This window comes from Exiguobacterium sp. E17S, assembly GCF_057772545.1.
In genome coordinates this window covers 1,234,520-1,258,324 of the sequence record NZ_JBYLRU010000001.1, presented here as the reverse complement: position 1 = coordinate 1,258,324, position 23,805 = coordinate 1,234,520, and the positions used below count along the sequence as shown (strand labels likewise).

General features: G+C 48.0%; 21 protein-coding genes and 1 tRNA gene. All 22 read left to right on the top strand.

All coding sequences use genetic code 11. From position 1 onward, the window contains the following. Positions 1–13: 13 nt before the first annotated feature. The 22 genes from AC3B4V_RS06555 to hemL all read left to right on the top strand — a co-directional run bounded on the left by AC3B4V_RS06555 (position 14) and on the right by hemL (position 23,800). Positions 14–277, top strand: a complete 264-nt coding sequence (locus AC3B4V_RS06555; RefSeq protein WP_012371023.1) for a phosphocarrier protein HPr — start codon at positions 14–16, stop codon at positions 275–277. A gap of 86 nt (positions 278–363) precedes the next feature. Continuing rightward, the gene (racE, locus tag AC3B4V_RS06550; RefSeq protein ID WP_023468984.1) at positions 364–1,170 is read left to right on the top strand and encodes a glutamate racemase; all 807 of its coding nucleotides are present in this window, start codon (positions 364–366) and stop codon (positions 1,168–1,170) included. Beyond that, positions 1,171–1,926, top strand: a complete 756-nt coding sequence (rph, locus tag AC3B4V_RS06545) for a ribonuclease PH (protein WP_064299531.1) — start codon at positions 1,171–1,173, stop codon at positions 1,924–1,926. It begins immediately after the preceding gene. Then, the gene (locus AC3B4V_RS06540) at positions 1,923–2,516 is read left to right on the top strand and encodes an XTP/dITP diphosphatase (protein ID WP_488378009.1); all 594 of its coding nucleotides are present in this window, start codon (positions 1,923–1,925) and stop codon (positions 2,514–2,516) included. The genes rph and AC3B4V_RS06540 overlap by 4 nt, the downstream gene beginning before the upstream one ends. A 5-nt stretch (positions 2,517–2,521) precedes the next feature. Next, the gene (locus AC3B4V_RS06535; protein WP_488378008.1) at positions 2,522–3,031 is read left to right on the top strand and encodes a metallophosphoesterase family protein; all 510 of its coding nucleotides are present in this window, start codon (positions 2,522–2,524) and stop codon (positions 3,029–3,031) included. Between the two features lie 73 nt (positions 3,032–3,104). Then, positions 3,105–3,178 (top strand) — tRNA-Arg (locus AC3B4V_RS06530). A gap of 102 nt (positions 3,179–3,280) precedes the next feature. Continuing rightward, complete coding sequence (locus AC3B4V_RS06525; protein WP_488378007.1) at positions 3,281–3,805, top strand: hypothetical protein; 525 nt, start codon at positions 3,281–3,283, stop codon at positions 3,803–3,805. A gap of 28 nt (positions 3,806–3,833) precedes the next feature. Next, positions 3,834–4,817 (top strand): hypothetical protein, encoded by a 984-nt coding sequence (locus AC3B4V_RS06520; protein WP_488378006.1) that lies wholly within the window; start codon positions 3,834–3,836, stop codon positions 4,815–4,817. Positions 4,818–4,927: 110 nt separating this feature from the next. Further along, positions 4,928–6,220, top strand: coding sequence for a trigger factor (gene tig, locus AC3B4V_RS06515; RefSeq protein WP_029342286.1), 1,293 nt, complete (start codon positions 4,928–4,930; stop codon positions 6,218–6,220). 234 nt (positions 6,221–6,454) lie between these two features. Next, positions 6,455–7,720, top strand: coding sequence for an ATP-dependent protease ATP-binding subunit ClpX (gene clpX / locus AC3B4V_RS06510; protein WP_023468977.1), 1,266 nt, complete (start codon positions 6,455–6,457; stop codon positions 7,718–7,720). 69 nt (positions 7,721–7,789) lie between these two features. Further along, positions 7,790–10,099 (top strand): endopeptidase La, encoded by a 2,310-nt coding sequence (gene lon, locus AC3B4V_RS06505; RefSeq protein WP_023468976.1) that lies wholly within the window; start codon positions 7,790–7,792, stop codon positions 10,097–10,099. Between the two features lies 1 nt (position 10,100). Next, the gene (yihA, locus tag AC3B4V_RS06500; RefSeq protein ID WP_023468975.1) at positions 10,101–10,682 is read left to right on the top strand and encodes a ribosome biogenesis GTP-binding protein YihA/YsxC; all 582 of its coding nucleotides are present in this window, start codon (positions 10,101–10,103) and stop codon (positions 10,680–10,682) included. 183 nt (positions 10,683–10,865) lie between these two features. Beyond that, complete coding sequence (locus AC3B4V_RS06495; RefSeq protein WP_488378005.1) at positions 10,866–13,913, top strand: hypothetical protein; 3,048 nt, start codon at positions 10,866–10,868, stop codon at positions 13,911–13,913. Next, positions 13,914–14,660, top strand: a complete 747-nt coding sequence (locus AC3B4V_RS06490) for a response regulator (RefSeq protein WP_488378004.1) — start codon at positions 13,914–13,916, stop codon at positions 14,658–14,660. Beyond that, positions 14,660–15,679, top strand: a complete 1,020-nt coding sequence (locus AC3B4V_RS06485; protein WP_488378003.1) for a HEAT repeat domain-containing protein — start codon at positions 14,660–14,662, stop codon at positions 15,677–15,679. Before AC3B4V_RS06490 ends, AC3B4V_RS06485 begins: the two co-directional genes overlap by 1 nt. Continuing rightward, a complete protein-coding gene (locus AC3B4V_RS06480; protein ID WP_488378002.1) occupies positions 15,669–17,102 on the top strand; it encodes a glycosyltransferase family 2 protein in 1,434 nt (477 codons plus the stop codon). Before AC3B4V_RS06485 ends, AC3B4V_RS06480 begins: the two co-directional genes overlap by 11 nt. A 27-nt stretch (positions 17,103–17,129) precedes the next feature. Beyond that, a complete protein-coding gene (locus tag AC3B4V_RS06475) occupies positions 17,130–18,272 on the top strand; it encodes an AI-2E family transporter (protein ID WP_215083824.1) in 1,143 nt (380 codons plus the stop codon). Positions 18,273–18,486: 214 nt separating this feature from the next. Next, positions 18,487–19,827: a glutamyl-tRNA reductase gene (gene hemA / locus AC3B4V_RS06470; RefSeq protein ID WP_050677617.1), complete on the top strand. Its 1,341-nt coding sequence runs from the start codon at positions 18,487–18,489 to the stop codon at positions 19,825–19,827. 83 nt (positions 19,828–19,910) lie between these two features. Further along, positions 19,911–20,837 (top strand): hydroxymethylbilane synthase, encoded by a 927-nt coding sequence (gene hemC / locus AC3B4V_RS06465; RefSeq protein ID WP_023468972.1) that lies wholly within the window; start codon positions 19,911–19,913, stop codon positions 20,835–20,837. After that, positions 20,827–21,507, top strand: coding sequence for a uroporphyrinogen-III synthase (locus AC3B4V_RS06460; protein ID WP_488378001.1), 681 nt, complete (start codon positions 20,827–20,829; stop codon positions 21,505–21,507). Before hemC ends, AC3B4V_RS06460 begins: the two co-directional genes overlap by 11 nt. Beyond that, positions 21,504–22,493, top strand: a complete 990-nt coding sequence (gene hemB, locus AC3B4V_RS06455) for a porphobilinogen synthase (RefSeq protein ID WP_023468970.1) — start codon at positions 21,504–21,506, stop codon at positions 22,491–22,493. Before AC3B4V_RS06460 ends, hemB begins: the two co-directional genes overlap by 4 nt. Continuing rightward, a complete protein-coding gene (gene hemL, locus AC3B4V_RS06450) occupies positions 22,490–23,800 on the top strand; it encodes a glutamate-1-semialdehyde 2,1-aminomutase (protein WP_055968728.1) in 1,311 nt (436 codons plus the stop codon). The genes hemB and hemL overlap by 4 nt, the downstream gene beginning before the upstream one ends. Positions 23,801–23,805 lie beyond the last annotated feature (5 nt).

Sequence of the window (23,805 nt, the reverse complement as noted above, 5' to 3'; positions counted from 1 at the left end):
AGATTTCTTAATCATGGAAAAAACATTCAAAGTCATCGCGGATTCAGGCATTCACGCTCGTCCGGCTACTCAGCTCGTCAACACAGCTTCTAAATTCCAATCAGACATCAACTTGGAATACAACGGGAAGACTGTCAACTTGAAGTCAATCATGGGTGTTCTTTCACTCGGAATCGCGAAAGATTCAGATATCAAAATCGTTGCAAACGGTGACGATGCTTCTGAAGCAATCACGACTCTTTCAGATATGCTGACTAGCGAAGGTCTTGCTCAGTAATCCTGTAATCGTACATTCTCGGACGCCGGTCTTGCACCGTCGTCCTTTTTTGTTACCATAGGAATGAGAGAAAGAGGTGGAGAAGAGTGAATCGAGCGATTGGAGTACTGGATTCCGGAGTCGGTGGGTTGACGGTCGCACGTGAATTGATGCGACAGTTGCCCCATGAGCGAATCATCTATGTCGGGGATACATTACGGTGTCCGTATGGTCCTCGTCCAGAGGAGGAGATTCGTGAGTTTACGTGGGAGATGATTGATTATCTCGTGCAACAAGATGTGAAATTGATCGTGATCGCCTGTAACACAGCCACGGCTGTCGTCTTAAAAGAAGCGCGAGAACGTTTAAATATACCTGTCATCGGTGTCATTGATCCTGGAGCCCGCGCGGCAGTTAAGGTGACGCGTACGAAACGAATCGGTGTCATTGGAACGAAGATGACGATTACAAGTAATTCCTACGAGAAGGCATTACGCCACGTCGAAGGACAAGTCGTTGTCGAATCGTTAGCGTGCCCGCCGTTCGTCCCGCTCGTCGAGTCGATGCAGACAGACGGTGCGTACGTTGAACGTGTCGTTGCCAATACATTACGACCATTGATGAATTACGATATGGATACATTGATCCTCGGGTGCACTCATTACCCGCTCCTAGCAGATGTGATTGGACGGGTCATCGGACCAGGCGTCCAGCTAATCTCTTCAGGAGACGAGACAGCGCTCGAGGTAGCAGCACTACTTGATTACAATACGATTTCAGCAGATGTGACACAAATTCCGGAACATCGTTATTATGCGACAGGCGATATCCGCTCATTTGATCAGATTGCGACGGACTGGCTCGATCAGACCATCCATGCGGAGCGCATCGTGCTTGGAACGGAGGAAGATTAAATGCGGATAGACCAACGAACGGCGGACCATCTCCGTCCTATTCAATTATCGATTGATGTCAATAAACACGCAGAAGGTTCTGTCTTGATTGAACTGGGCGATACGAAAGTCCTCTGTACGGCGACCGTCGAGGAGAAGGTGCCACCGTTCCTTCGCGGTAAACGCCAGGGCTGGATCAATGCGGAATATTCGATGTTACCACGTGCGACGGCTCAGCGGACCGCACGAGAAGCCGTCCGTGGCAAGCAGACGGGACGGACGATGGAAATCCAACGTCTGATCAGCCGCTCGCTTCGGGCCGTCGTTGATTTAGAGAAGCTCGGGGAACGAACGATCTGGATCGATTGTGACGTTATTCAGGCAGATGGCGGCACACGAACGGCATCGATCACTGGTGGTTTTTTGGCACTCGTCCGAGCAGTCGATCAATTGATTCAAGCGGGAAAACTGACAGATACACCGATTAAAGAGGGCATCGCAGCCATCTCGGTTGGAATCGTCGAGTCGAATGTCTTGCTCGATCTATGCTATGAAGAGGACGCTGCGGCGGAAGTCGACTTCAATCTCGTCATGACCTCGTCGGGGAAAATCGTCGAAATGCAGGCGACAGGGGAAGAGTCGACATTTTCCCGTCAAGAGATGCTCGAAATGCTCGAACTTGGGGAAAAAGGAATTAAGGAACTGATTGATGCTGGCCGTGAGGCACTCGGTGTCTCTTGGTGGTATGTAGGAGAAGAAGTGGGGGAACATAGATGAAGGTCATCGTCGCAACACACAATGCAGGTAAAGTGAAGGAACTTGAAAGCATGCTGGGTCGTCTCGGTTATACGGTCGAGTCGTTACTCGATCACGCCGATGCTCCGGAAACGGATGAAACAGGTGAGACATTCGAGGAGAATGCACTTTTAAAAGCAACAGAGGCTGCCGCCTACTTTGGTCACGCAGTACTTGCTGATGATTCAGGTCTTGAAGTCGATGCTTTAGATGGCGCTCCAGGTGTCTACTCGGCACGCTTCGCGGGTCTTGAAAAGTCGGATGCGGCGAATAACGCTCTACTACTTGAAAAGTTAAAAAGTGTTCCGGAGGAAGAGCGGACAGCGCGCTTCGTTTGTGTCCTCGCGCTAGCGAAACCAACAGGCGAGACATTGACGGTTCGTGGAACGATGGAAGGGCGAATCGGTTTTGAAGCGGCGGGTTCGAACGGTTTCGGTTATGATCCATTGTTCGTCACGGCAAGCGGACAGACGGCTGCTGAGTTGACGAAAGAAGAAAAAGCGATGATTAGTCATCGTGGCAATGCATTGCGCAAGCTCGAACAGGACTTAACTACTTTCTTAGGAGTGTGATGAAGATGAGAGCGTTGATCGTTAGTGATAGCCATGGACTAGAACAAGAACTGCTTACGATATTCGAACGTCACCAAGACGTGGATTTGGCATTTCATTGTGGGGACTCCCAATTGACGCGCGACATCGAATCATTATATCCATATCGTGTTGTCCGAGGAAATTGCGATTACGGACACGATTTTCCGGAAGAAGTCATGTCGGAAATGGATGGTCGTACCATCCTTTGTGTCCACGGACATCGTCAGGACGTCAAATACAGTCTAGATGTCTTGCAGCATCATGCGAAGGAAAAGCAGGCGGACATCGTCTTATATGGTCATTCCCATGTTGCGAAGGCTGAATATCGGGACGGCGTGTTATTCATCAATCCAGGTTCAATCCGGATGCCACGTCATCGACCAGACAAGACGTATGCGATTCTTGAAGTGGATCAAAACCGTTATTCTGTCGATTTTCTCGATGTGAATGGCGATCGAGTGAATGCCCTGCATCTGGACGGAACATTTTTGTAATAAAATAAATGCAATGTTTGTAATGTGATTGACACGAAAGAATTGTTCTAGTATAGTTTATTCGTGTTGACACGTCCCAATAGCTCAGCAGGATAGAGCAACGGCCTTCTAAGCCGTCGGTCGGGGGTTCGAATCCCTCTTGGGACGCTATAATTAAAATAGAGACTGCCCTTACGAGGGTGGTCTCTTTTTTTTATTCCGATTTTCGATTATAATTAAGGTATCATGAACTCGAAAGGGATGAATGCTATGTGGAAGAAAGTTGGAGCAGTCCTCGTGCTAAGTACGTTTCTTGCTGGATGTAGTGAGATTTCAAATACAGTCGACGATGCAAAACAACAAGTCAACGATGTAAAAAATAGTGTCGATTACGCTGGAGAACTTCAAGGCATTGCGAAAGATACAGCGCAAGTCACGTCAGATTTGTCGGCTTCCTTGAATGAGGCGGCTACGACAGCGCGTGAATCCGCGAACCCTGAACAAGCACTTGATCAACAAATCGAAAAGTTGAAGGAAAACGGAACGATTGATCAGTTCAATCAAGAACTGGATCAAATCGATCAACGATTAGCGGGACTTGAAAATCCGCCGCAAGAATTGCAGAATTTAAGTGCAAAACTCGAGCAGTACGTGAATCAATCGGAAGACATCGCTCGATTACTTGAAGCTGACGTCTCATTAGATACATTGAATCGATTAGGAATCGAACAGGCGGGACAACTTCAAGAAGCGATCACGAACTGGACGTCTTTACTCAATCCATTTACGAAATAAGAAGTTGAACATGAAGGAGTGCCGGAATATGGGGACATCGCGCTGGATGGAACATGAACTAGAAGTAGAACGAGCGCGGATTCTTCGTTTGCCCGCTTCTAAACAAGAACAATTGATTATGGAATTAGAGACTGACCAATTGACAGGAGAAGATGTCTTACACCGGCTCTATGTCATTCAACCACTCTTAATGCATGACCGTGAACGATTTGAAACAGTGGCAGAACGATTTCTTGAAGTCGAGGGTGTCGAGCAAGTGCTCGCACTCTTTCTTTATGAACTCGGAGAACGTTATCCGATGAAACTCGCTTTGCGCTCGGCATCACCGTATCTGCCTTATGGGCTCGCGCTTCGATTAGATGAAATCAAACAACAGATGCGTGTTCGCGAACAAAAGCCGGCAGTTCAAAACAATCCTGTTGCGCAGCGTGAGGTAACATCAGCAACGGAATTGATGCATGTGTTGCGACATGGCAGTTGGGTCGAACAAATGCGCCAATTGACCGGTATGGAATTCGAACGGACATCTGAGCTCATTGCATATATCACCCAGAAATATCTTCAGGCGCAAGAGACAGAACATCAAAGTCTACTCGTCATTGATCAGTTATTAGGAAGCGTGCTTGATCACGTGTCATATCCGGTAAGCATTCATGTGCCACACGTAGATGTAGACTGGACGATCTCGTCACGCGAAGATTTAGAAGAAATCCTGCTGGTACATCAACAGGAGCAACAAGCGTTACTGGCATCGATGCATACGTTAGAGCGAATGGATCCGTTCCGAGCGTTGCTCGTCTTGCGATCAGATCAACTGATTCATCTTGAAGAACGAGAACGAATCGGATCAGACATGGAGAAGTGGCTCGCAGCATGCGAAGAACTCGCAGGTCTGACATTTGAACGTGAAGAACCTGAACGTATCCTCAGTCCGCTGGCGAAGCGGTTATATCGAGCGGCACATATCCTTTATCCAGAAGTCATCGCATTCGAGCAGATTTACTTCGATTGAGACATCTGGAAACGATTCGTTCAACAGTGGTAATCGTCAGAACGATTGTGCTATAATGTGACTTGTTGTACACACATGTACGCTAATTGACAATTTTGGAGGGACTCAGCATGACTGCAAAATGGGAAAAACAATCAGGTAGCCTCGGCGTCCTCACGTATGAAGCGCCTGCTGAAGCATTTGATAAAGCGGTAGACCAAGCGTTCAAGAAAGTCGTTAAGACTTTGAACACACCTGGTTTCCGTAAAGGAAAAATGCCACGCGCAATGTTCAACAAAATGTACGGTGAAGAAGCACTATACCAAGATGCACTCGATATCCTTTACAAGGACACAATCGAAGGTGCAGTCGTCGAATCAGGAATCGAGCCAATCGCGCTTGAGAACATCGACGTTGAAACACTCGAAAAAGGCAAGCCAGTCGAATTCAAAATCACGTTCGTCATCGAGCCAGAAGCTACACTCGGTGAGTACAAAGGTCTTGAGTACACAGCAGTTGAAACGAACGTTACTGACGAAGACGTCGACGCTGAACTCAAAACATTACAAGAACGCGGTGCAGAACTCGTCGTTAAAGAAGATGGCGTCATCGAGAATGGCGATACAGTCGTATTCGACTTCGCAGGTTTCGATGGGGAAAACCAATTCGACGGCGGAACTGCTGAGAACTACTCACTCGTCATCGGTTCTGGAAACTTCATTCCTGGATTCGAAGAGCAAATGGTCGGTTTAAAAACTGGCGAGCAAAAAGATCTTGAAGTGACATTCCCAGAGGAATACCACGAAGCATCACTCGCTGGAAAACCAGTTACATTCAAAGTAACGATCCACGAAGTTAAAGCACAAGAGCTCCCTGAATTGACAGATGAGTTCGCAAAAGAAATGGATGAAGAAGTTTCTTCACTCGACGAGTTGAAAACAAAAATCCGTACGCGTCTCGAAAACACACGCAAACAAGAAGCTGATGCTTCAATGCGCGATGAGTTAGTCGAAGCGGCTACGAAAAATGCGACAGTTGATCTTCCAGAAGTCATGGTCGAAAACGAAGTCGAGCGTATGGTTCAAGAGTTCACACAACGTATTCAATCACAAGGCATCGACCTCAACATGTACTTCCAGTTGACTGGAACGACAGAAGAGGCAATGCGTTCTGAAATGAAAGAGCAAGCGGAAGAGCGCGTTAAAGCACGTCTCGTCCTCAAGCAAATCGTTGCTGACGAAAAAATCGAAGTAACAGATGAGGAAACTCAAGCTGAACTTCAATCAATGTCAGAACTCTACAACATCCCTGCAGATCAACTTGAAACGATGCTTGCACCACAAGGTGGTCTTGAAACGCTTAAAGGCGATCTTCAATTCCGTAAAGCTATCGATGTTCTCGTCGACAACGCAAAAGCAAAATAAGCCATTTCATGGTTTTCGATCGACTTCAAGCCCAATTTCTGGTCTTGGAGTCGATTTTTTTGTACGATAGGTCAAACAAGGACAAACGATCCTTGGTTCAGAACATCAAACTGTAAATCGTTCGTCCAGGATTTGAAAGACTTTCCTTGTTCATGCTACAATCATAAATAGTAAAACGTGAGACGGGATGCTACAGGCGTCCATACAATTTCCACGTTAAAGGGGTGGACCTTTATGTTTAAATTTAACGAAGAAAAAGGTCAGCTAAAATGTTCTTTCTGTGGAAAGACACAAGAACAAGTACGCAAACTTGTTGCTGGACCTGGCGTTTACATTTGCGACGAGTGTATCGAACTCTGCAATGAAATCGTAGAGGAAGAACTCGGTACTGAAGAAGAAGTCGAGCTGAAGAATGTTCCGAAACCGCATGAAATTCGTACGACACTTGACGATTATGTCATCGGTCAAGAGAAAGCGAAGAAATCGTTGTCTGTAGCGATGTACAATCACTACAAACGAATCAATGCTGGTGGTCGCGCAGATGATGTCGAGCTCTCAAAATCGAACATCGTCATGATTGGACCAACAGGTAGCGGTAAGACACTTCTTGCCCAAACGATGGCACGTATCTTGAACGTACCGTTTGCGATTGCAGATGCAACAAGTTTGACGGAAGCCGGTTATGTCGGTGAAGACGTCGAGAACATCTTATTGAAACTCATCCAAGCTGCGGATTACGATGTCGAGAAGGCTGAAAAAGGAATCATCTACATTGATGAGATCGATAAGATTGCTCGTAAATCAGAAAACCCGTCGATTACACGTGACGTATCTGGTGAGGGTGTCCAACAAGCCTTGCTGAAGATTTTGGAAGGAACGGTTGCGAGTGTACCGCCACAAGGTGGACGGAAACACCCACATCAAGAATTCATCCAAATCGATACGACGAACATCTTGTTCATCGTCGGTGGCGCATTCGATGGTATCGATCAGTCGATCAAACGTCGTCTTGGTAAAAAAGTCATCGGATTCGGAAACGATTCAGAGAACCGTAACCTTACACAAAAAGAAATTCTGGCAGCTGCATTACCAGAAGATCTTCAAAAGTTCGGTTTGATTCCGGAGTTCATCGGTCGTTTGCCGGTCATGGCGACGCTCGAGCCACTTGATGAAGAGGCACTCGTTCAAATCTTGACGAAACCGAAAAACGCCCTCGTGAAACAATATAAGAAAATGCTTCAACTCGATGATGTCGAACTCGACTTCACGGAAGATGCACTTCTTGAGATTGCAAAACTTGCAATCGAACGTAAAACAGGTGCGCGTGGTCTTCGTTCGATCATCGAAGAAACTATGCTTGATATCATGTTCGAAATCCCATCACGTGAAGACATCGCGAAAGTCATCATTACAGCAGAAACGTTGACTGGTAAACGCGGTCCAACGCTTGAGTTGAAAGATGGTACAATTGAACATGGGAAAGAAAAAGAAACGGCGTAACACCGTGACAAATCGGCTCGGAGGCTACTTGTACGCCTTTCCGAGTCTTTTTGTTTAGGAGGAATTCGAATGAAGAAAAAACAATATCCACTTTTACCGTTACGCGGTGTCGTCGCGTATCCGTTGATCGGATTGACGATTGATGTAGGGCGTCCGGTATCCTTAAAAGCCTTACTTGCATCAAAGGAACACGAAATCGATCTCGTCGTCGTCACGCAACGTGATCCAGAGGCAGAGCCGTCTGTTGACGGGCTGCACCAAGTTGGTACGCTCGTTCAAATCGCGAAGATGAGTGAACTCGGGAATGATACGGTCCGTGTCCGCGTCATCGGGAAGGAACGCGTCCGGATTGAAAATGTCGAGGAGACGGATGAGGGATATCAAGCCGTCATCGAACCAATCGAGAAGATGGACATCAAAGGGGCGAAACAAGAAGCACTCGTTCGTCTGATTAAAGAACAGTTCGGTCAGCTCGTCTCTCGGATTAAAGGAATCGGAACGGATGAACGTCGTCGGTTCGAGACATACGAACGTCTCGACTCATTAACGGACTATATCACGTCGAAGTTACCAATCGATATCTCGAAAAAACAGGAGTTTCTCGAACAACAGGATCCGGTCGAACGAGGATTGATGTTGCTTGATGTCATGAAACACGAATATGAAGTCGTCGAACTCGAACGTGAGATGCGTGAACGGACGAAGAAGACGATTGAACAATCGCAACGCGAGTATTACTTGCGGGAACAATTGAAGACGATTCAACAAGAACTAGGTGGCGAGTCGGCTTCTGTTGAAAGCGATGCGACGAAATATCGGGAGCAGCTTGCGATGCTTGATTTACCAGAAACGACGGTTGCGAACGTCGAGAAGGAAATCAGTCGTTTAGCGGTCGTACCGGCGACGAGTCCCGAACATGGGGTCATTCGCAACTATCTCGAATGGTTCTTCTCGTTGCCGTGGAATGAAGCAACCGATGATTTCTTGAACGTCTCGGCTGCTTCGGAACAGCTTGAAAAGGACCATTACGGTCTAGAGAAGGTCAAAGAACGGATCCTTGAGTATCTTGCCGTTCGTCAATTGACGGACTCATTACGTGGACCGATTCTTTGTCTATCTGGTCCTCCGGGAGTCGGGAAAACGTCGCTTGCCCGTTCGATTGCCACAGCACTTGAGCGGAAGTTCGTCCGCGTTTCACTTGGTGGCGTGCGCGACGAAGCGGAGATCCGTGGACATCGCCGGACGTATATCGGTGCGATGCCAGGACGGATCATTCGTGGTTTAAAACAAGCAGGAACGAACAACCCGGTCTTCCTGCTCGATGAGATCGATAAGATGTCAAATGACTTCCGTGGTGACCCGTCGTCCGCAATGCTTGAAGTTCTTGATCCGGAACAAAACAACAGCTTTTCTGATCACTATATCGAAGAACCGTTCGATCTATCGAACGTTCTGTTCATCGCGACAGCGAACGATGTCTCGAATATCCCCGGACCATTGCTCGACCGGATGGAATTGATTCAAATCGGTGGCTATACGGAACAAGAGAAAACGGAAATTGCCGTTCGTCATCTCTTATCGAAGCAACTGGCTGAACACGGTCTGAAAAAGAGTCAATTGACGGTCAAAGCAGACGCGCTAGAAGAAGTCGTCCGTCGTTATACACGAGAAGCCGGTGTCCGGAATCTCGAACGTGTCCTCGGCTCACTTTGCCGGAAAGCAGCGAAACAAATCGCGATGGGTGAGAAGAAACGGGTGACGGTGACAAAACGTAATCTGGACGATTTCCTAGGCAAACCGATCTACCGCTATGGTCAAGGCGAGCTCGAAGATATGATTGGCGCGGTGACTGGTTTAGCGTATACTGCTTTTGGGGGCGATACGTTGACGATCGAAGTCAGCCTTGCTCCGGGTAAAGGGAAATTGCAGTTAACCGGAAAACTCGGTGATGTCATGCAAGAGTCGGCTCAGACCGCGTACAGCTTCGTCCGAGCGAATGCGACGTCCCTTGGCATCGAACCGAACTTCTACGAAACGCAAGACATCCACATCCACGTTCCTGAAGGTGCCGTACCGAAAGATGGTCCATCTGCTGGGATCACACTCGCGACAGCATTGATTTCCGCTTTAACAAAACGCCCGGTTCGCCGGGATGTCGGGATGACAGGTGAAATCACGTTGCGTGGACGTGTCTTACCGATCGGTGGATTAAAGGAGAAGTCACTCGCAGCACATCGTGCGGGCTTGACGACCGTTCTGTTGCCACAAGACAATACGCGGGACATCGATGATATCCCGGAAAGCGTCCGCGCAGGAATGGAATTCATTCCGGTCGCGACGATGGAGCAAGTGCTCGAACATGCATTAAAAGGAGAGTAACATGAAAATTTATAAAGCTGATTTTATTACGAGTGGCGTCAATCCGGAACATTATCCGGAGCCATTGTTGCCAGAAGTGGCACTCGCAGGGCGATCGAACGTCGGAAAGTCCTCTTTCATCAATAAACTGGTCCAGCGTAAAGCACTCGCGCGGACATCTTCGAAACCAGGTAAAACGCAAACCTTGAACTTCTTCAACATCAATGATGAAGTCATGTTCGTCGATGTACCGGGTTACGGATATGCGAAAGTTTCGAAGACGGAGCGTGAAGCATGGGGCAAGATGATGGAGAAGTACTTCACGCAACGGGAAATCCTCAAAGGTGTCGTACAGCTCGTCGACATCCGACACGATCCGTCTGCGGATGATGTGACGATGTATGATTTCTTGAAGTATTACGATCTACCGGTCATCGTCGTTGCGACAAAACTCGATAAGATCAAAAAGAGTCAACGTGATAAACATATCGCGGCAATCAAACGTAAATTGCAATTTGACGGTCAAGATACCTTGATTCCTTTCTCATCTGAGACAGGAGAAGGCGTCGATGCCGCATGGGAAGCGATTTATCGTCTACTGTAAAATAACGAAACGTTCTGTTCTCCGACAATAGGAGAACAGAACGTTTTTTTGTTAGGGGTAAAGTAATCTAAAAGTAGCATCTAATCATTTCCTTCCATCATATTTGATTTCCAATATATGAACATCATTTAATTCACGTTACAATGATAGGAACAAATTGTTCTAGTGGGAGGCTATGCCAATATGAGGCGTTATAAATGGACGTTCGCAATCGTCGTCTTACTCATTCTGACACCATTTGCCATTTGGTTCTTGAAACAGGAAAAGACATTAAACATTGCACTATTTGATTACACGAACGGAACGGAGGAACGAGAGCATGCCGGAACGACGTGGTTATTGAATCACTTAAAGATCCGAAATACGCAAGGGCAGGATTATGCATATTCGGACTACATCAACCGTTATGACGGTACACAAGGTGAAAAAATGTTACAACAAGCCTCGAAAGCAGATGTGCTGTTGTTTACGGATACGTATGGAAAGTCATATGACGTCAACGGAAAAAAAGAACATCGTGGTGGCTTGACGACGGAAGACGTCGAGCTCGCGACCGAAGCCATTTCGCAAGGGAAAACGGTCGTGGCGGAGTTCAATACGGCGGCAAGTCCGACGTCAGTCGAACGGTCCAATGCGTTCCGTCAGTTGTTCGGAACGGCTTGGACAGGATGGATCGGTCGATTTTTCCCGGATTTAACAAAACTGCAAGGTCTTGAGAAGAACGTCGTAGCTCAATTAAAAGCGCAGGCGAAAGAAAAAGAATTCAAACTATCTGGTCCAGGTTATGTCTTCATCAATGACTCAACGGAAAAAGCTTTTTTCGTCAATGATGATACACCATTACTTTATAAATGGGATAAAAACAAGGGCAGTGCAAAAGATGAGGTCCGTTATAACTACTGGTTCGAGATTTTAGAGCTAGATGGTGGCGAGCAACAAGCGCATTTTTCTTGGAAACCGTCAAAGCAGACACAAGCGATGCTTCGGAAGTATCAGTTGCCGCTTGAGTTCCCAGCGTATGTCACGCAAGGAAGTGGACACTATTTTGCGGGTGACTACACCGACGTCGCGGATATCCCGCGCTACTATCGATATAGTGGGCTTGATTGGTTCCGTAAACAGTTCATTCTCGATAGTGCAGAGAGTGAATCAGCATTCTTTTGGAAGATTTATGCCCCGACATTGACGCGAATCCTTGAGGATACAAAACGTGTCTCGACGCAGGCTGCGAAAGTAAAGCCACTCTCTCAAACGAAAGTTGGTAATCAAGAACTACGAACTCGAGCACGTGAAGGACAAGACACGCTTGAGATGTATCAAGATGGCGAATGGAAGCCGTATTTCGTCAAAGGCGTTAACGTCGGACTCGGTCGACCGGGTGCATTTCCCGGGGAACATGCCATCAGTCGGAATGAATACGATCGTTGGCTAAAGGAAATCGGCGAGTTGGGTGTCAATACGATTCGCGTGTATACATTGCATCCTCCTGCTTTTTACGATGCATTAAAAGCGTATAACGAACGGGCGAAGCAACCGATTTATTTGATGCAAGGTATGTGGGTCGAGGAAAAACCATTCGAAGAGTTGAAGAACGCTTTTGAGCCAGACTTCTTGAAGATGACCGATACGGAAGCCAAACGAATGGTCGATGTCATTCATGGTAACGCGGTCGTCAAGGAAGTCGTCGGTCATGCTTCCGGAACATATACTTCAGACGTCTCGCAATACGTTTCAGCGTTCGTCTTCGGAATCGAATGGTTACCGGAAGCCGTCGTCGAGACGAATAAAAAAAATAAAGGCACACGATTCGAAGGGAAATACGTGACGACGACACAAGAGGCGTCACCGTTCGAATCGTGGCTTGCTGGTCGAATGGATACAGCGACAGCACACGAAATCAAAGAGTACGGCACGACTCGACCAATTGGTTCGACGAACTGGCCGACGACGGATCCATTGAAACACCCGAAAGAGGTCGAAGAAGAGCAGGATCTCGTCTCGATCGACTTCAATCATTTAAAAGCAACGAAGGATTTCCCAGGTGGTTTGTTTGCGTCTTATCACATCTATCCGTATTACCCTTCGTTCATCAAGGAAGAATACAGTCAAAAAGCAGATAAGAGCTCTGAATCCTACGCTCGTTATTTGAAAGAAATGAAAGACTATCATGATATGCCGTTACTTGTATCGGAATTCGGTATTCCGAGTTCTCGCGGGAAGACACACCTTGGACCGAACGGTTTCGACCAAGGACATGTCAGTGAAAAGAAACAAGGCGAACTCGTCGCGCAGCTCTATCAAGACATCAAAGACGTCAAGACGGCTGGTGGACTGGTCTTCATCTGGCAAGACGAATGGTTCAAACGAACATGGAACACAATGGATTATGACGATGCGGATACCCGTCCACGTTGGTCGAATGTTCAAACAAGTGAACAACATTTCGGGATGCTTGGATTCCTCCGTTCGGATATCGTCATTGACGGGAAACTGGATGACTGGAAAGGGTATGCTCCAGTTGCTGAAAATAAGGATCGAGCGATTTATATGACTTCCGACGAGGCATATCTCTACTTGCGCATCGACCGGAAGAAAGCAGAACCGACGACACTTGCACTATCGACTAAACCGAATGATGGGAATACGAAAGTCGGTCCGTTGACGCTTGACGAAGGAGCCGAATACCGTCTGACGATCGATCAGTCAGCGCGTATTGATGTCGATGCTCGCTATGACATCTTCCGATACCACTACGGTCTGAAGATGCCGTTTGAAATGGTGAAACCTCCGTCTGATCAAAAAGACAGCGGCAAGTTCGTTCCGATCTATCAAATGCTCGATTATGCAAGACGAGACCCAGTGACGAAAAAAATCGTCAAACCAGCCGTCAAATGGGACACAGGTGTTTTACATGAAGGAGAACCAGATGACATTTTAACGGATATCTCAGATGTCACGAAACCAACCGTTGAACTCCGTATTCCATGGATGGTCTTGAATATGCGTGATCCAAGTAAACATGAAATCATCGGAGACTTTTGGAAAGATGGACTCGAAGCGAAGATGATCACGGAAGGAATCGAAGTCACAGGTCAAGTCGGTGATACACGTATTCCAGAGAAGGATCGTGGTTTCTACAACTGGGCCGAGTGGACGAATCCACAGCAACGGGAAGAATTGAAACCTATCTATCATACGATGAAAAAAGCATTCACTGAGGGAGGAAACTAAATGCGACGTGAAGAGATGTGGAAATTAATCAATCAGTCGTTTGAATCAACAACTCAAGATCGTGAGGTCAGTTCGACGATTGAATGGACGGAAGAGGCTGTCCGAGAATCGACGACGAATACCTTATTCGTACACACGGTCGGACAAATGCCGGAAACAGTCAATAGTCTGATCGAGGAAGGGTGGTGCGTGCGGACGGACATCTCTTATGCTGATGTCGTTCTCGCGAGCAAACCCGTCATCGAGGAGCGGATTCCTGTCGTTTACTTTAATACGGAACCCTCTTTCTTTGGGTTAGAGAACGCACGTGAAGTTCTGCCGGCGACGCTGTCGCGGGAGCTTGTTCTCGATCGCCTTGCGCGTTATAAGAAGATCCATCATATCGCAGACGTTGTCGTCGTAACGGAAGATCCGCATATTCGTCGGATGATGGAACGGGAATTGACGGACCGTTTCGAACGCTTCGTGACGTTCGAGCGAGCGGAGACGTTCCTTGATGAGTATGTGGCATCCCGTCCGTACTTACTCGTGTTCACGTCCGCATTGCCGCGAGCGGATGGACTGGAACTGCTGCTGCGAGCAAAACAACAGAGTGTCGCACCATTCCAATCGATGATGATCTCGATGTATAACCGTGAACGTGATCATGTCCTAGCGATTGATCGTGGTGTTGATTACATCATGACGCTTCCACTGAAAATCGAAGAGTTTCGTGCTTGGATTCGCAAAGTCGAGGACGGCCGATGATGCAGGCGATTCTAGTATTCATCGTCGTACTCATCTTCTTACAAGGTGGAGCATTGATCTATCTTGTCGTTCAAAAACGAAAACGCGCCAATCGTGAGCATGCGCGTCGCGATTGGCAGCTTGCCTTTCGAGATGACATTTATGACTATGCGACAAGTGAACGTCAAGATATGCCAGCGATTCAAAAAGGAAACGAAGATTTAGCGGAGCTTGAATTGTTCGCGTTGTCTAACTTGACGGCAACACCGGTTCATCTTGAACGTATACAAGCTTTCGTCGCTGCGAATATGCAAGCATATTATGAGCAACAATTGAAGCATCGGCGGATCGACCGCCGCTTGAACGCCTATGAAGCCGTTTCACAATTCCGTTTGGTTGCAGTCGCACCAATGATTCATGCGCGTTGGGGGAAGGCAATTGAAAAAGAGGAGAGCGATGTCATCGTCCGGACACTTGTCTCCTTATCCCCGCAAGATGCGATTGCGATTGCTAAACAAGAAAATGAGATTAGCTTCTTTGGCGCTATCCTTGCTGTCGGTCGTAGTCAAGATTTGACAGAATGGGTGACTGCTTTTGAAGAATTGACGTTATCGTTTAAGTTAGCGATTCTACAGCTGATCTTTGATCGGGATGAGACCCGTTATATCGCACTCGTCCGTGACAAGACAACGGATGAAAATCCGGAAATTCGAAAACGTGCCCTTCGCGCGCTCACTCGGATTGGACTTGAGGAAGACTGGAAATTGTATGTCCCTTACTTGGAAGAAGAATCGAGTTGGGTCGAGCAGATGCTTGCCCTTCGTTTCTTAGAGCACGTCGTTCCAGACGATGCGATACCAGCGATCCTGCCGTTCGTCGGTAGTCGCTCTTGGTGGGTTCGGACGGCAGCCTTTGATGCACTACTTGCTTGTGGTGGAATCGAACAGTTGGCGAAGGTATCAAGTACACATCCCGACCGCTATGCGCGTCAAAAAGCTACAGAACGGTTGGCAAAGGAGATGAAGCATCATGTCGTCTGAGACAATCCAAGCCATTATTGAAGTCCTTTCCTGGACCGTATTGATTTATATGTTACTCGTCATCGTATTCTATTCGACGCTTTATTTAATTTCTGCTCAGATGGTGCGTCGGCAACGTTTCCGCCGGAAAGAAAGTTCTTATTTACCGTTGATGCGGTCTCTCTATACACGACCGGTCAGTATCCTTGTTCCGGCCTATAATGAAGAATATACGATTGTCTCAAGTGTCCAGGCCTTGCTAGCGCTTGACTATCCGGAGCATGAGGTACTCGTCATTAACGATGGTTCAAAGGACGGAACGATGGATGAACTGTTTCGTGCGTATGAGTTAGAGAAAGAAATCCAGTATCCACGTATCTTGATCGGTTCAAAACCAATCAAGCAGGTCTATCGATCCCGGATTGACAGTCGTTTGATCGTCATCGATAAAGAGAATGGTGGAAAGGCAGATGCCCTGAATGCCGGTATCGACCACTCGAGTTATCCGTATTTCTGTTCACTCGACGCGGATTCGATTTTAGAGCGTGATGCGTTGTTGAAAGTCATGAAGCCAATTGTCGAGTCAGATGAAGAAGTCGTCGCGACATGTGGTTCGATCTTCCTCGTTAACGGATGTACGATCGAAGGCGGCGAAATCGTCGAGATTCGGACACCGAAGCAACGGATCGTCCTGATGCAGATGATTGAGTATTTCCGAGCATTCTTGTTCGGGCGCCTTGGTCTTAGCCGCTTCAACATCTTGTTGATCGTCTCCGGTGCCTTCGGATTGTTCCAAAAGAACATCGTCGTACAGGCAGGCGGATATAAAGAAGGGCTTGTCGGTGAGGACATGGAACTTGTCGTTCGTTTACACCGATACATGAAGGAAAACAAGCTCGATAAACGGATCGAGTACGTTCCGGCGCCAGTCTGCTGGACACAAGCTCCAGAATCGATGGAAGTGTTACGTTCACAGCGAACACGTTGGCATCGTGGTCTTGCTGAGACGTTGTGGACGCATAAACGGATGATTGGCAATCCGAAATATGGTTCTGTTGGTAGCGTCTCGATGTTGTATTTCTTTTTGATTGAACTACTCGGACCAATCGTCGAACTGATCGGTTATTTCATCATTCCGCTTAACCTACTCGTCGGTACACTCAACTTTGAATTTGGAATCGTCTTGCTGATCGTCGCTTTACTCTATGGTTCCCTATTGTCAGCAGGTGCCGTATTATTGGAAGAGTGGACGATGCACCGATTCAAGAACGTCAAGGAATTGATTCGGTTGTATCTATGGTCCTTAACCGAGTCGTTCTGGTACCGTCCGATTCTCGTCTTCTTCAAGCTAGGAGGATTGATTCAATTCTTGACTGGTCGAGGACACTGGGGGCAGATGGAGCGCCAACGTCTCGAAGACGTCACCGAGGAAAAAGTCGGCTGACGAATAGGTATGAGGGGGATAAGTTAGGTGGAGTTGTTACGAAACAAGTGGTTTAAAGCATTAATCTGGATATTAGTGATTTTTCTCGTCATCTGGGTTGGAACGAAAATTTCATTTTTATTCCAGCCGATTCGTGTCATGTTGGCCTTGATTTTCCCGCCATTGATCATCGCAGGGATTTTCTATTATTTTACGCTCGGTATCGTGGACGCACTACAAAAACGGGTTAAGAAGCGTGGGCTTGCCGTCTTGATCGTCCTGCTTGGTTTCATTACCATCCTGACGATTGCGGTCGCATCCATCGGACCGATCTTAGTCGAGCAGGTGACGGATTTTGCGACAAGCATTCCGACACTCGTCGTTGAATTGCGCGATCAGACGTTAAATTTACGCGATCAATTGATGAACAATCGCTTCATCTCGACATGGGTTCACGAGAATACGGACTTGTTTGACAAGTGGACGAATGAAGCAACGTCGTATATCGGTACCGTCTTTAAGTCTGTCTCGACGTCTGTCGGAACGATTTTCGGTGTCATCTCTTCGACCGTTTTAATCATCGTCTTAGTGCCGTTCATCTTAGTTTATATGTTGCTTGACGGCTATAAGTTTCCGGATTCCGTCGTCAAGCTGTTGCCGAAAAGCTATGAAACAGAAACGCGTAAAATCTTGCACGACATGCACGTGACAGTGAAGCATTATGTCAATGGACAGGTCATCGTCTCGATCTGTGTCGGTCTCATGTCATTGATTGGCTTCTTCATCGCAGATATTCAATATGCGTTACTGCTTGCCTTATTCTGTACGGTCACGAACATCATTCCGTATCTTGGTCCCTACATCGGTGCCGTACCGGCAGTCATCGTCGGGTTCATCGATGATCCGATCAAAGCCGTCTATGCGATCATCACGATCGTCGTCGCGCAGCAAATCGAGTCGAACTTGATTTCTCCTTATGTCCAAGGAAAGACACTCAAGGTTCATCCGTTGACGATCATTATCGTCTTGCTCGTTGCTGGGAAAATCGGTGGAATCATCGGTGTCATCTTGGCGGTTCCAACATACGCAGTTTCAAAAGTCGTCGTTCAAAATATCGCTCGGATCTATCGTTTACGTCAGCAGCGTCTCGACGTACCGGACGTGACGGTATCACCTGAATCCTTGAAGTAAAGTGTAACCCTCTGCTCTTTTTAGGAGCAGAGGGTTTGTGATTTTCATGAGAGAGGGATAAGGTAGAAGAAGAGAAAAAATGAAGAAGATTTCACAACTTCGACTCATTTTAGTTTATAAATTGATTGGAATCTTTTTTATAATGGTTATAATGTAGGATAGAGAACGAAAAGATAGATCGGAACGAAATCTTTGGACGTAAGGGGTAGAGCGCATGCATATCGTAGTGGTCGGCTTGAATAACAAAACAGCGCCTGTATCAATACGCGAACAAGTCTCATTTGGGGAGCATGAGATGAAGGGAGCGGTCGTCGCATTGCGCGATGAAAAAAGTATTTTTGAAAGTGTCATCGTCTCGACATGTAATCGGACGGAACTGTACGTCGTGACGGATCAGCCACATACAGGACGGTATTATACGAAACGTTTCCTTGCAAACTGGTTCGGTTTGACGATGGAGGAACTCGAGCCGTATCTCTTCATTCATGAAGGGTTTGATGCGATGAAGCATCTGTTCCGCGTGACAAGTGGGCTTGATTCGATGATCGTCGGTGAAACGCAGATTCTTGGTCAAGTCAAGACAAGCTTCTTCATGGCGCAAAAGCTTGAAACGACAGGAACGGTCTTCAATAAACTCTTCAAAGAAGCGGTCACGCTCGCCAAACGGGCTCACGCAGAAACTGGAATCGGTGAAAATGCCGTTTCTGTCAGTGCTGCAGCTGTCACGCTTGCCGAACAGTTACTCGGGTCGCTTGAAGATAAATCAATCGTCGTCATCGGTGCGGGAGAAACCGGCGAATTGACGACGCTTAACCTATATGAAGCAGGGGCACGCGATATCACGGTCTTTAACCGGACGTTAGCTAAAGCAGAAGAGGTCGCGAATCGGTTCGAAGGATCGGCACATTCGATCAACGAGATGCAGTGCGGTTTGCTTCGGGCAGACATCGTCATCTCTTCAACGGGTGCCAAACGGGCCATCATCAAACGGGAAGACATCGCGGCTGCACAGCTGTTCCGTCACGATCGTCCATTCCTCTTGATCGATATCGCCGTACCACGCGACATCGAACCGACCGTCGGTGACTTGCCAGGTGTTCATTTGTATGATGTCGATGATCTGACATCGATCGTCCAACAAAATATGGCGGAACGAATGAAGGAAGCGGCGAAGATCGAACAACGGATTGAAGCGGCAATCGCTGAGTTCGAAGGTTGGATGACGACACTTGGTGTCGTACCGATCATCACGGAATTACGAGACCAGGCGTTACGCATTCAACAAGAAACGATGCAAAGCTTGGAACGGAAATTACCGGAGATGTCGAAACGTGAAAAAACCGTCATTGGCAAACACATGAAATCAATCATCAACCAGTTGTTGCGTGAACCGTTATCTTATATTAAAGATGCGGCAGCGAAGCCAGATGCCGATGAGCGGATTGCGCAGTTCATGGATACGTTTGCATTAAACGAAGACTTGTTCGAAGGGCTCGAAGATGACGTCATGACATCAGAAGAGACGGCACCTTCCGCAAAAGCTGTGAACCGGTGAACAAAGCACGATTTGTGTTACAATAGAAAATGCATGGGGCGGACTTGTGCCGCCCCTTTATCATTGTACAGGGGGATTTTAGCATGCGAAAAATCATTGTTGGATCGCGAAGCTCGAAGCTAGCGATGACACAGACGAAATGGGTCATTGACCAGTTGAAACAAGCCGGCGCGCCGTATGAGTTCGAAATTAAGAACATCATCACAAAAGGGGACCGTATTTTGGATGTGACGCTCTCGAAAGTCGGCGGTAAAGGATTATTCGTAAAAGAGATCGAGCAACAGATGATTGACGAAGAAATCGATTTTGCCGTTCACAGCATGAAGGATCTACCTTCTGAATTACCGGACGGTCTCATCATCGGTGCAACACCAGCGCGTGTCGATGCGCGTGATGCCTTGATCACGAAAACAGGCGAAGGTCTTGCTTCCTTGCCAGAAGGTGCAGTTGTCGGCACGAGTAGCTTACGTCGTGGGTCGCAATTGCTAAAACTCCGCCCTGATTTAAAGATCGAATCGATTCGCGGAAACATCGACACACGACTCGATAAATTAAAAAATGGTCCGTTTGACGGGATTTTGCTCGCAGCAGCTGGTCTACAACGGATGGGTTGGTCTGAAGACGTCGTCTCGGAATATCTCTCGACAGATGACATGATTCCAGCCGTCGGTCAAGGAATCCTCGGTATCGAATGTCGCGAACATGACCAAGAAGTACGTGACCTCCTGCACCTGATCCATGATCAGATGACAGAAAAAGTAGCTTACGCAGAGCGCGCGTTCTTAGCGGCGATCGAAGGTAGCTGTCACGTTCCGGTCGGTGGATTTGCAACGATCAACGAAGACATGTCAACGACACTCGTCGGATTCATTGGATCCGTCGATGGAGAGCAAATTCTACTCGAGCGCGAATCAGGTCTAGACCCGATGCAACTCGGTCAAGATGTTGCCGAACGTCTGCTTGCTTCGGGCGGTCGTGAGATTCTCGCGACACTTCCGGATGACTTGTAAGCAGGTACTCTTCACGGGCAGCCGACCACCGACGACCGAGCAGATCGCGCGACTGCGCGCCGTCGCGATCGAGTCAGTGCACTATCCTGTCATTGAAACGCTACCGGTTTCGTTTACATTGCCGAAGGGAATTGATTGGCTCATCGTGACGAGTCCGAATGGTGTCCACCGGATTGCTGATGCGTTGCCTGAATTAGCAGCAACGCGTATCGCGGTCGTCGGACGAAAGACGGCAGACGCACTTGCGAAGTACGGTCGAACAGCCGATTTCTGTCCGTCGACCTTTACAGGAGACGCACTCGTCGCAGAACTCGGACCACACTTGTCTGACGGCGATTATATCGTCTTTGCGCGAGGGAACCGATCGCGGCAAGCGCCGGTCGATCAGTTACGAAACCTGAATCGATATACGATCGAAGATATCATCACCTATGAAACCGTCACTCGTCGGCTACCTGAAGCACTTGTCAGAACAGCAACCTATATTGGACTGCAGAGTCCTTCCGCTGTCGAAGCGATTGCTCCACTATCCCCGCAGACGACGTTCATCGTCATTGGGACGATTACGGAGCAAGCAGCAAAAGCAGCCGGACTTCAACCGATCCATGTCGCCCGTGAATTCACGGTAGACGGCATGATTGATCGTATCATTGAGGAGGAATCAGCATGAACACATTAGAATACGCACGTCACCGTCGTTTGCGCCATACCGCATCACTCCGGTCACTCGTCCGCGAGAACCAGTTGCATAAATCAGATTTGATTTATCCGATCTTCGTCGCTGAAGGTGAAGATATTAAACGCGAAGTCAGTTCGATGCCTGGCGTCTTCAACTTATCACTTGATCATCTGACGGCTGAGATTGAAGAAGTCGTCGCACTCGGAATTGAATCTGTCATTTTATTCGGTGTTCCGCATGACCACTTGAAAGACGAGCAAGGATCAGGTGCGTTTCACGATCACGGGATCGTTCAAGAAGCGACACGTCTCGTCAAGAAGGTTGCCCCGCAGCTAACGGTCATCGCTGACACATGCTTATGTGAATATACGTCGACAGGTCACTGTGGGATCGTCGCTGACGGTACGGTCGATAATGATGCGTCATTACCGCTTCACGTCAAGACAGCGATCTCACAAGCTCGAGCGGGTGCCGACGTCATCGCTCCATCATCGATGATGGACGGATTCGTCGCAGCGATTCGTCAAGGATTAGACGAGAACGGCTTCAGCCATATTCCAGTCATGAGCTATGGTGTTAAATATGCGTCTGCTTATTACGGTCCATTCCGTGATGCAGCGAATTCGGCACCGGGAGAAGGCGACCGGAAAGGTTATCAAATGGATCCAGCAAACCGTCGCGAAGCGTTCCGCGAAGCAACAGCGGACGTCGATCAAGGAGCTGACTTCATGATCGTCAAACCTGCGCTTGCGTTCATGGATATCATTCGCGATGTGCGCGAGCGAATTGATCTGCCGATCGTCGCGTATAACGTATCGGGTGAGTATGCGATGGTCAAAGCTGCTGCCTTGAACGGCTGGATTGATGAAGAACGAATCGTCCTTGAGACGATGCTTGGCTTTAAACGAGCAGGCGCTGATTTAATCATCACCTATTTCGCAAAAGACATTTGTCGTTACCTGGAGGGGTCGAAATGAGCTTAATTAACCAGAACTCAAAATCAAAAGAAGCATTCGAGCGGGCACTCCCGCTCATGCCGGGTGGTGTAAACAGCCCGGTCCGTGCTTATAAATCGGTCGGGATGACACCGATTTTCGCAGATCATGCGAAAGGATCAAAGCTCTATGACATCGACGGAAAAGAGTATATCGATTACGTCTTGTCATGGGGACCAATGATTCTCGGTCATGCCGATCCAATCGTCACGTCAGCGATCCAAGAACAAGCGACACGTGGCTGGAGCTACGGGACACCAACGGAAATCGAATCAGCGATGGCGGAAGTCGTCATCAGTCGTGTGCCGTCAGTCGAAGTCGTCCGGATGGTCAACTCAGGAACAGAAGCTACGATGGCAGCGCTTCGTCTCGCGCGTGGTTACACAGGTCGGACGAAAATCCTCAAGTTCGAAGGCTGTTACCATGGTCACGGTGACTCGCTCTTGATCAAAGCAGGTTCAGGTGTCGCGACACTCGGATTACCAGATTCACCAGGCGTTCCGGCGCAAATCGCGAGCATGACGCTGACGGTTCCATACAACGATTTGGACGCTGTCCGGATCGCGTTCGAAAAACACGGCGACGATATCGCTGGTGTCATCGTCGAACCGGCTGCTGGGAACATGGGCTTCGTGCCACCAGAACCAGGCTTCCTCGAAGGCTTACGGGAGATCACATCGGAAAACGGCGCTTTATTGATCTTTGACGAAGTCATGACCGGTTTCCGTGTCGGATTCCACTGTGCGCAAGGACATTTCGGTGTCACACCGGACATCACGTGTCTCGGTAAAGTCATCGGCGGCGGAATGCCAGTCGGTGCTTACGGCGGACGTCGTGACATCATGGAACAGATCGCACCACAAGGTCCAATCTATCAAGCGGGTACATTATCCGGGAACCCACTCGCGATGGCAGCGGGTCTAGCGACATTGACACAATTGAAACCAGAACACTATGCAGAGTTCGACCGAAAAGCGAGCCGTTTGTCAGAAGGCTACCTGAACGCTGCGGCGAAATATAACATTCCGCTGACGACGAACCGCGCAGGCGCGATGTTTGGTGTCTTCTTTACGGATGAACGTGTCACGAACTTCGAAAAAGCGAAAACATCGAACCTTGAGATGTTCCGTTCGTATTATCAAAAGATGGCGGCGCGTGGTGTTTTCTTACCACCGTCACAATTCGAAGGTCTCTTCCTGTCGATCGCCCATACGGACGAAGACATCGAGCGGACGATTGAAGCCGTCGAATTGACGTTCCAAGAACTCCAAGTTGAATTTGGTCGTTAAGCAGT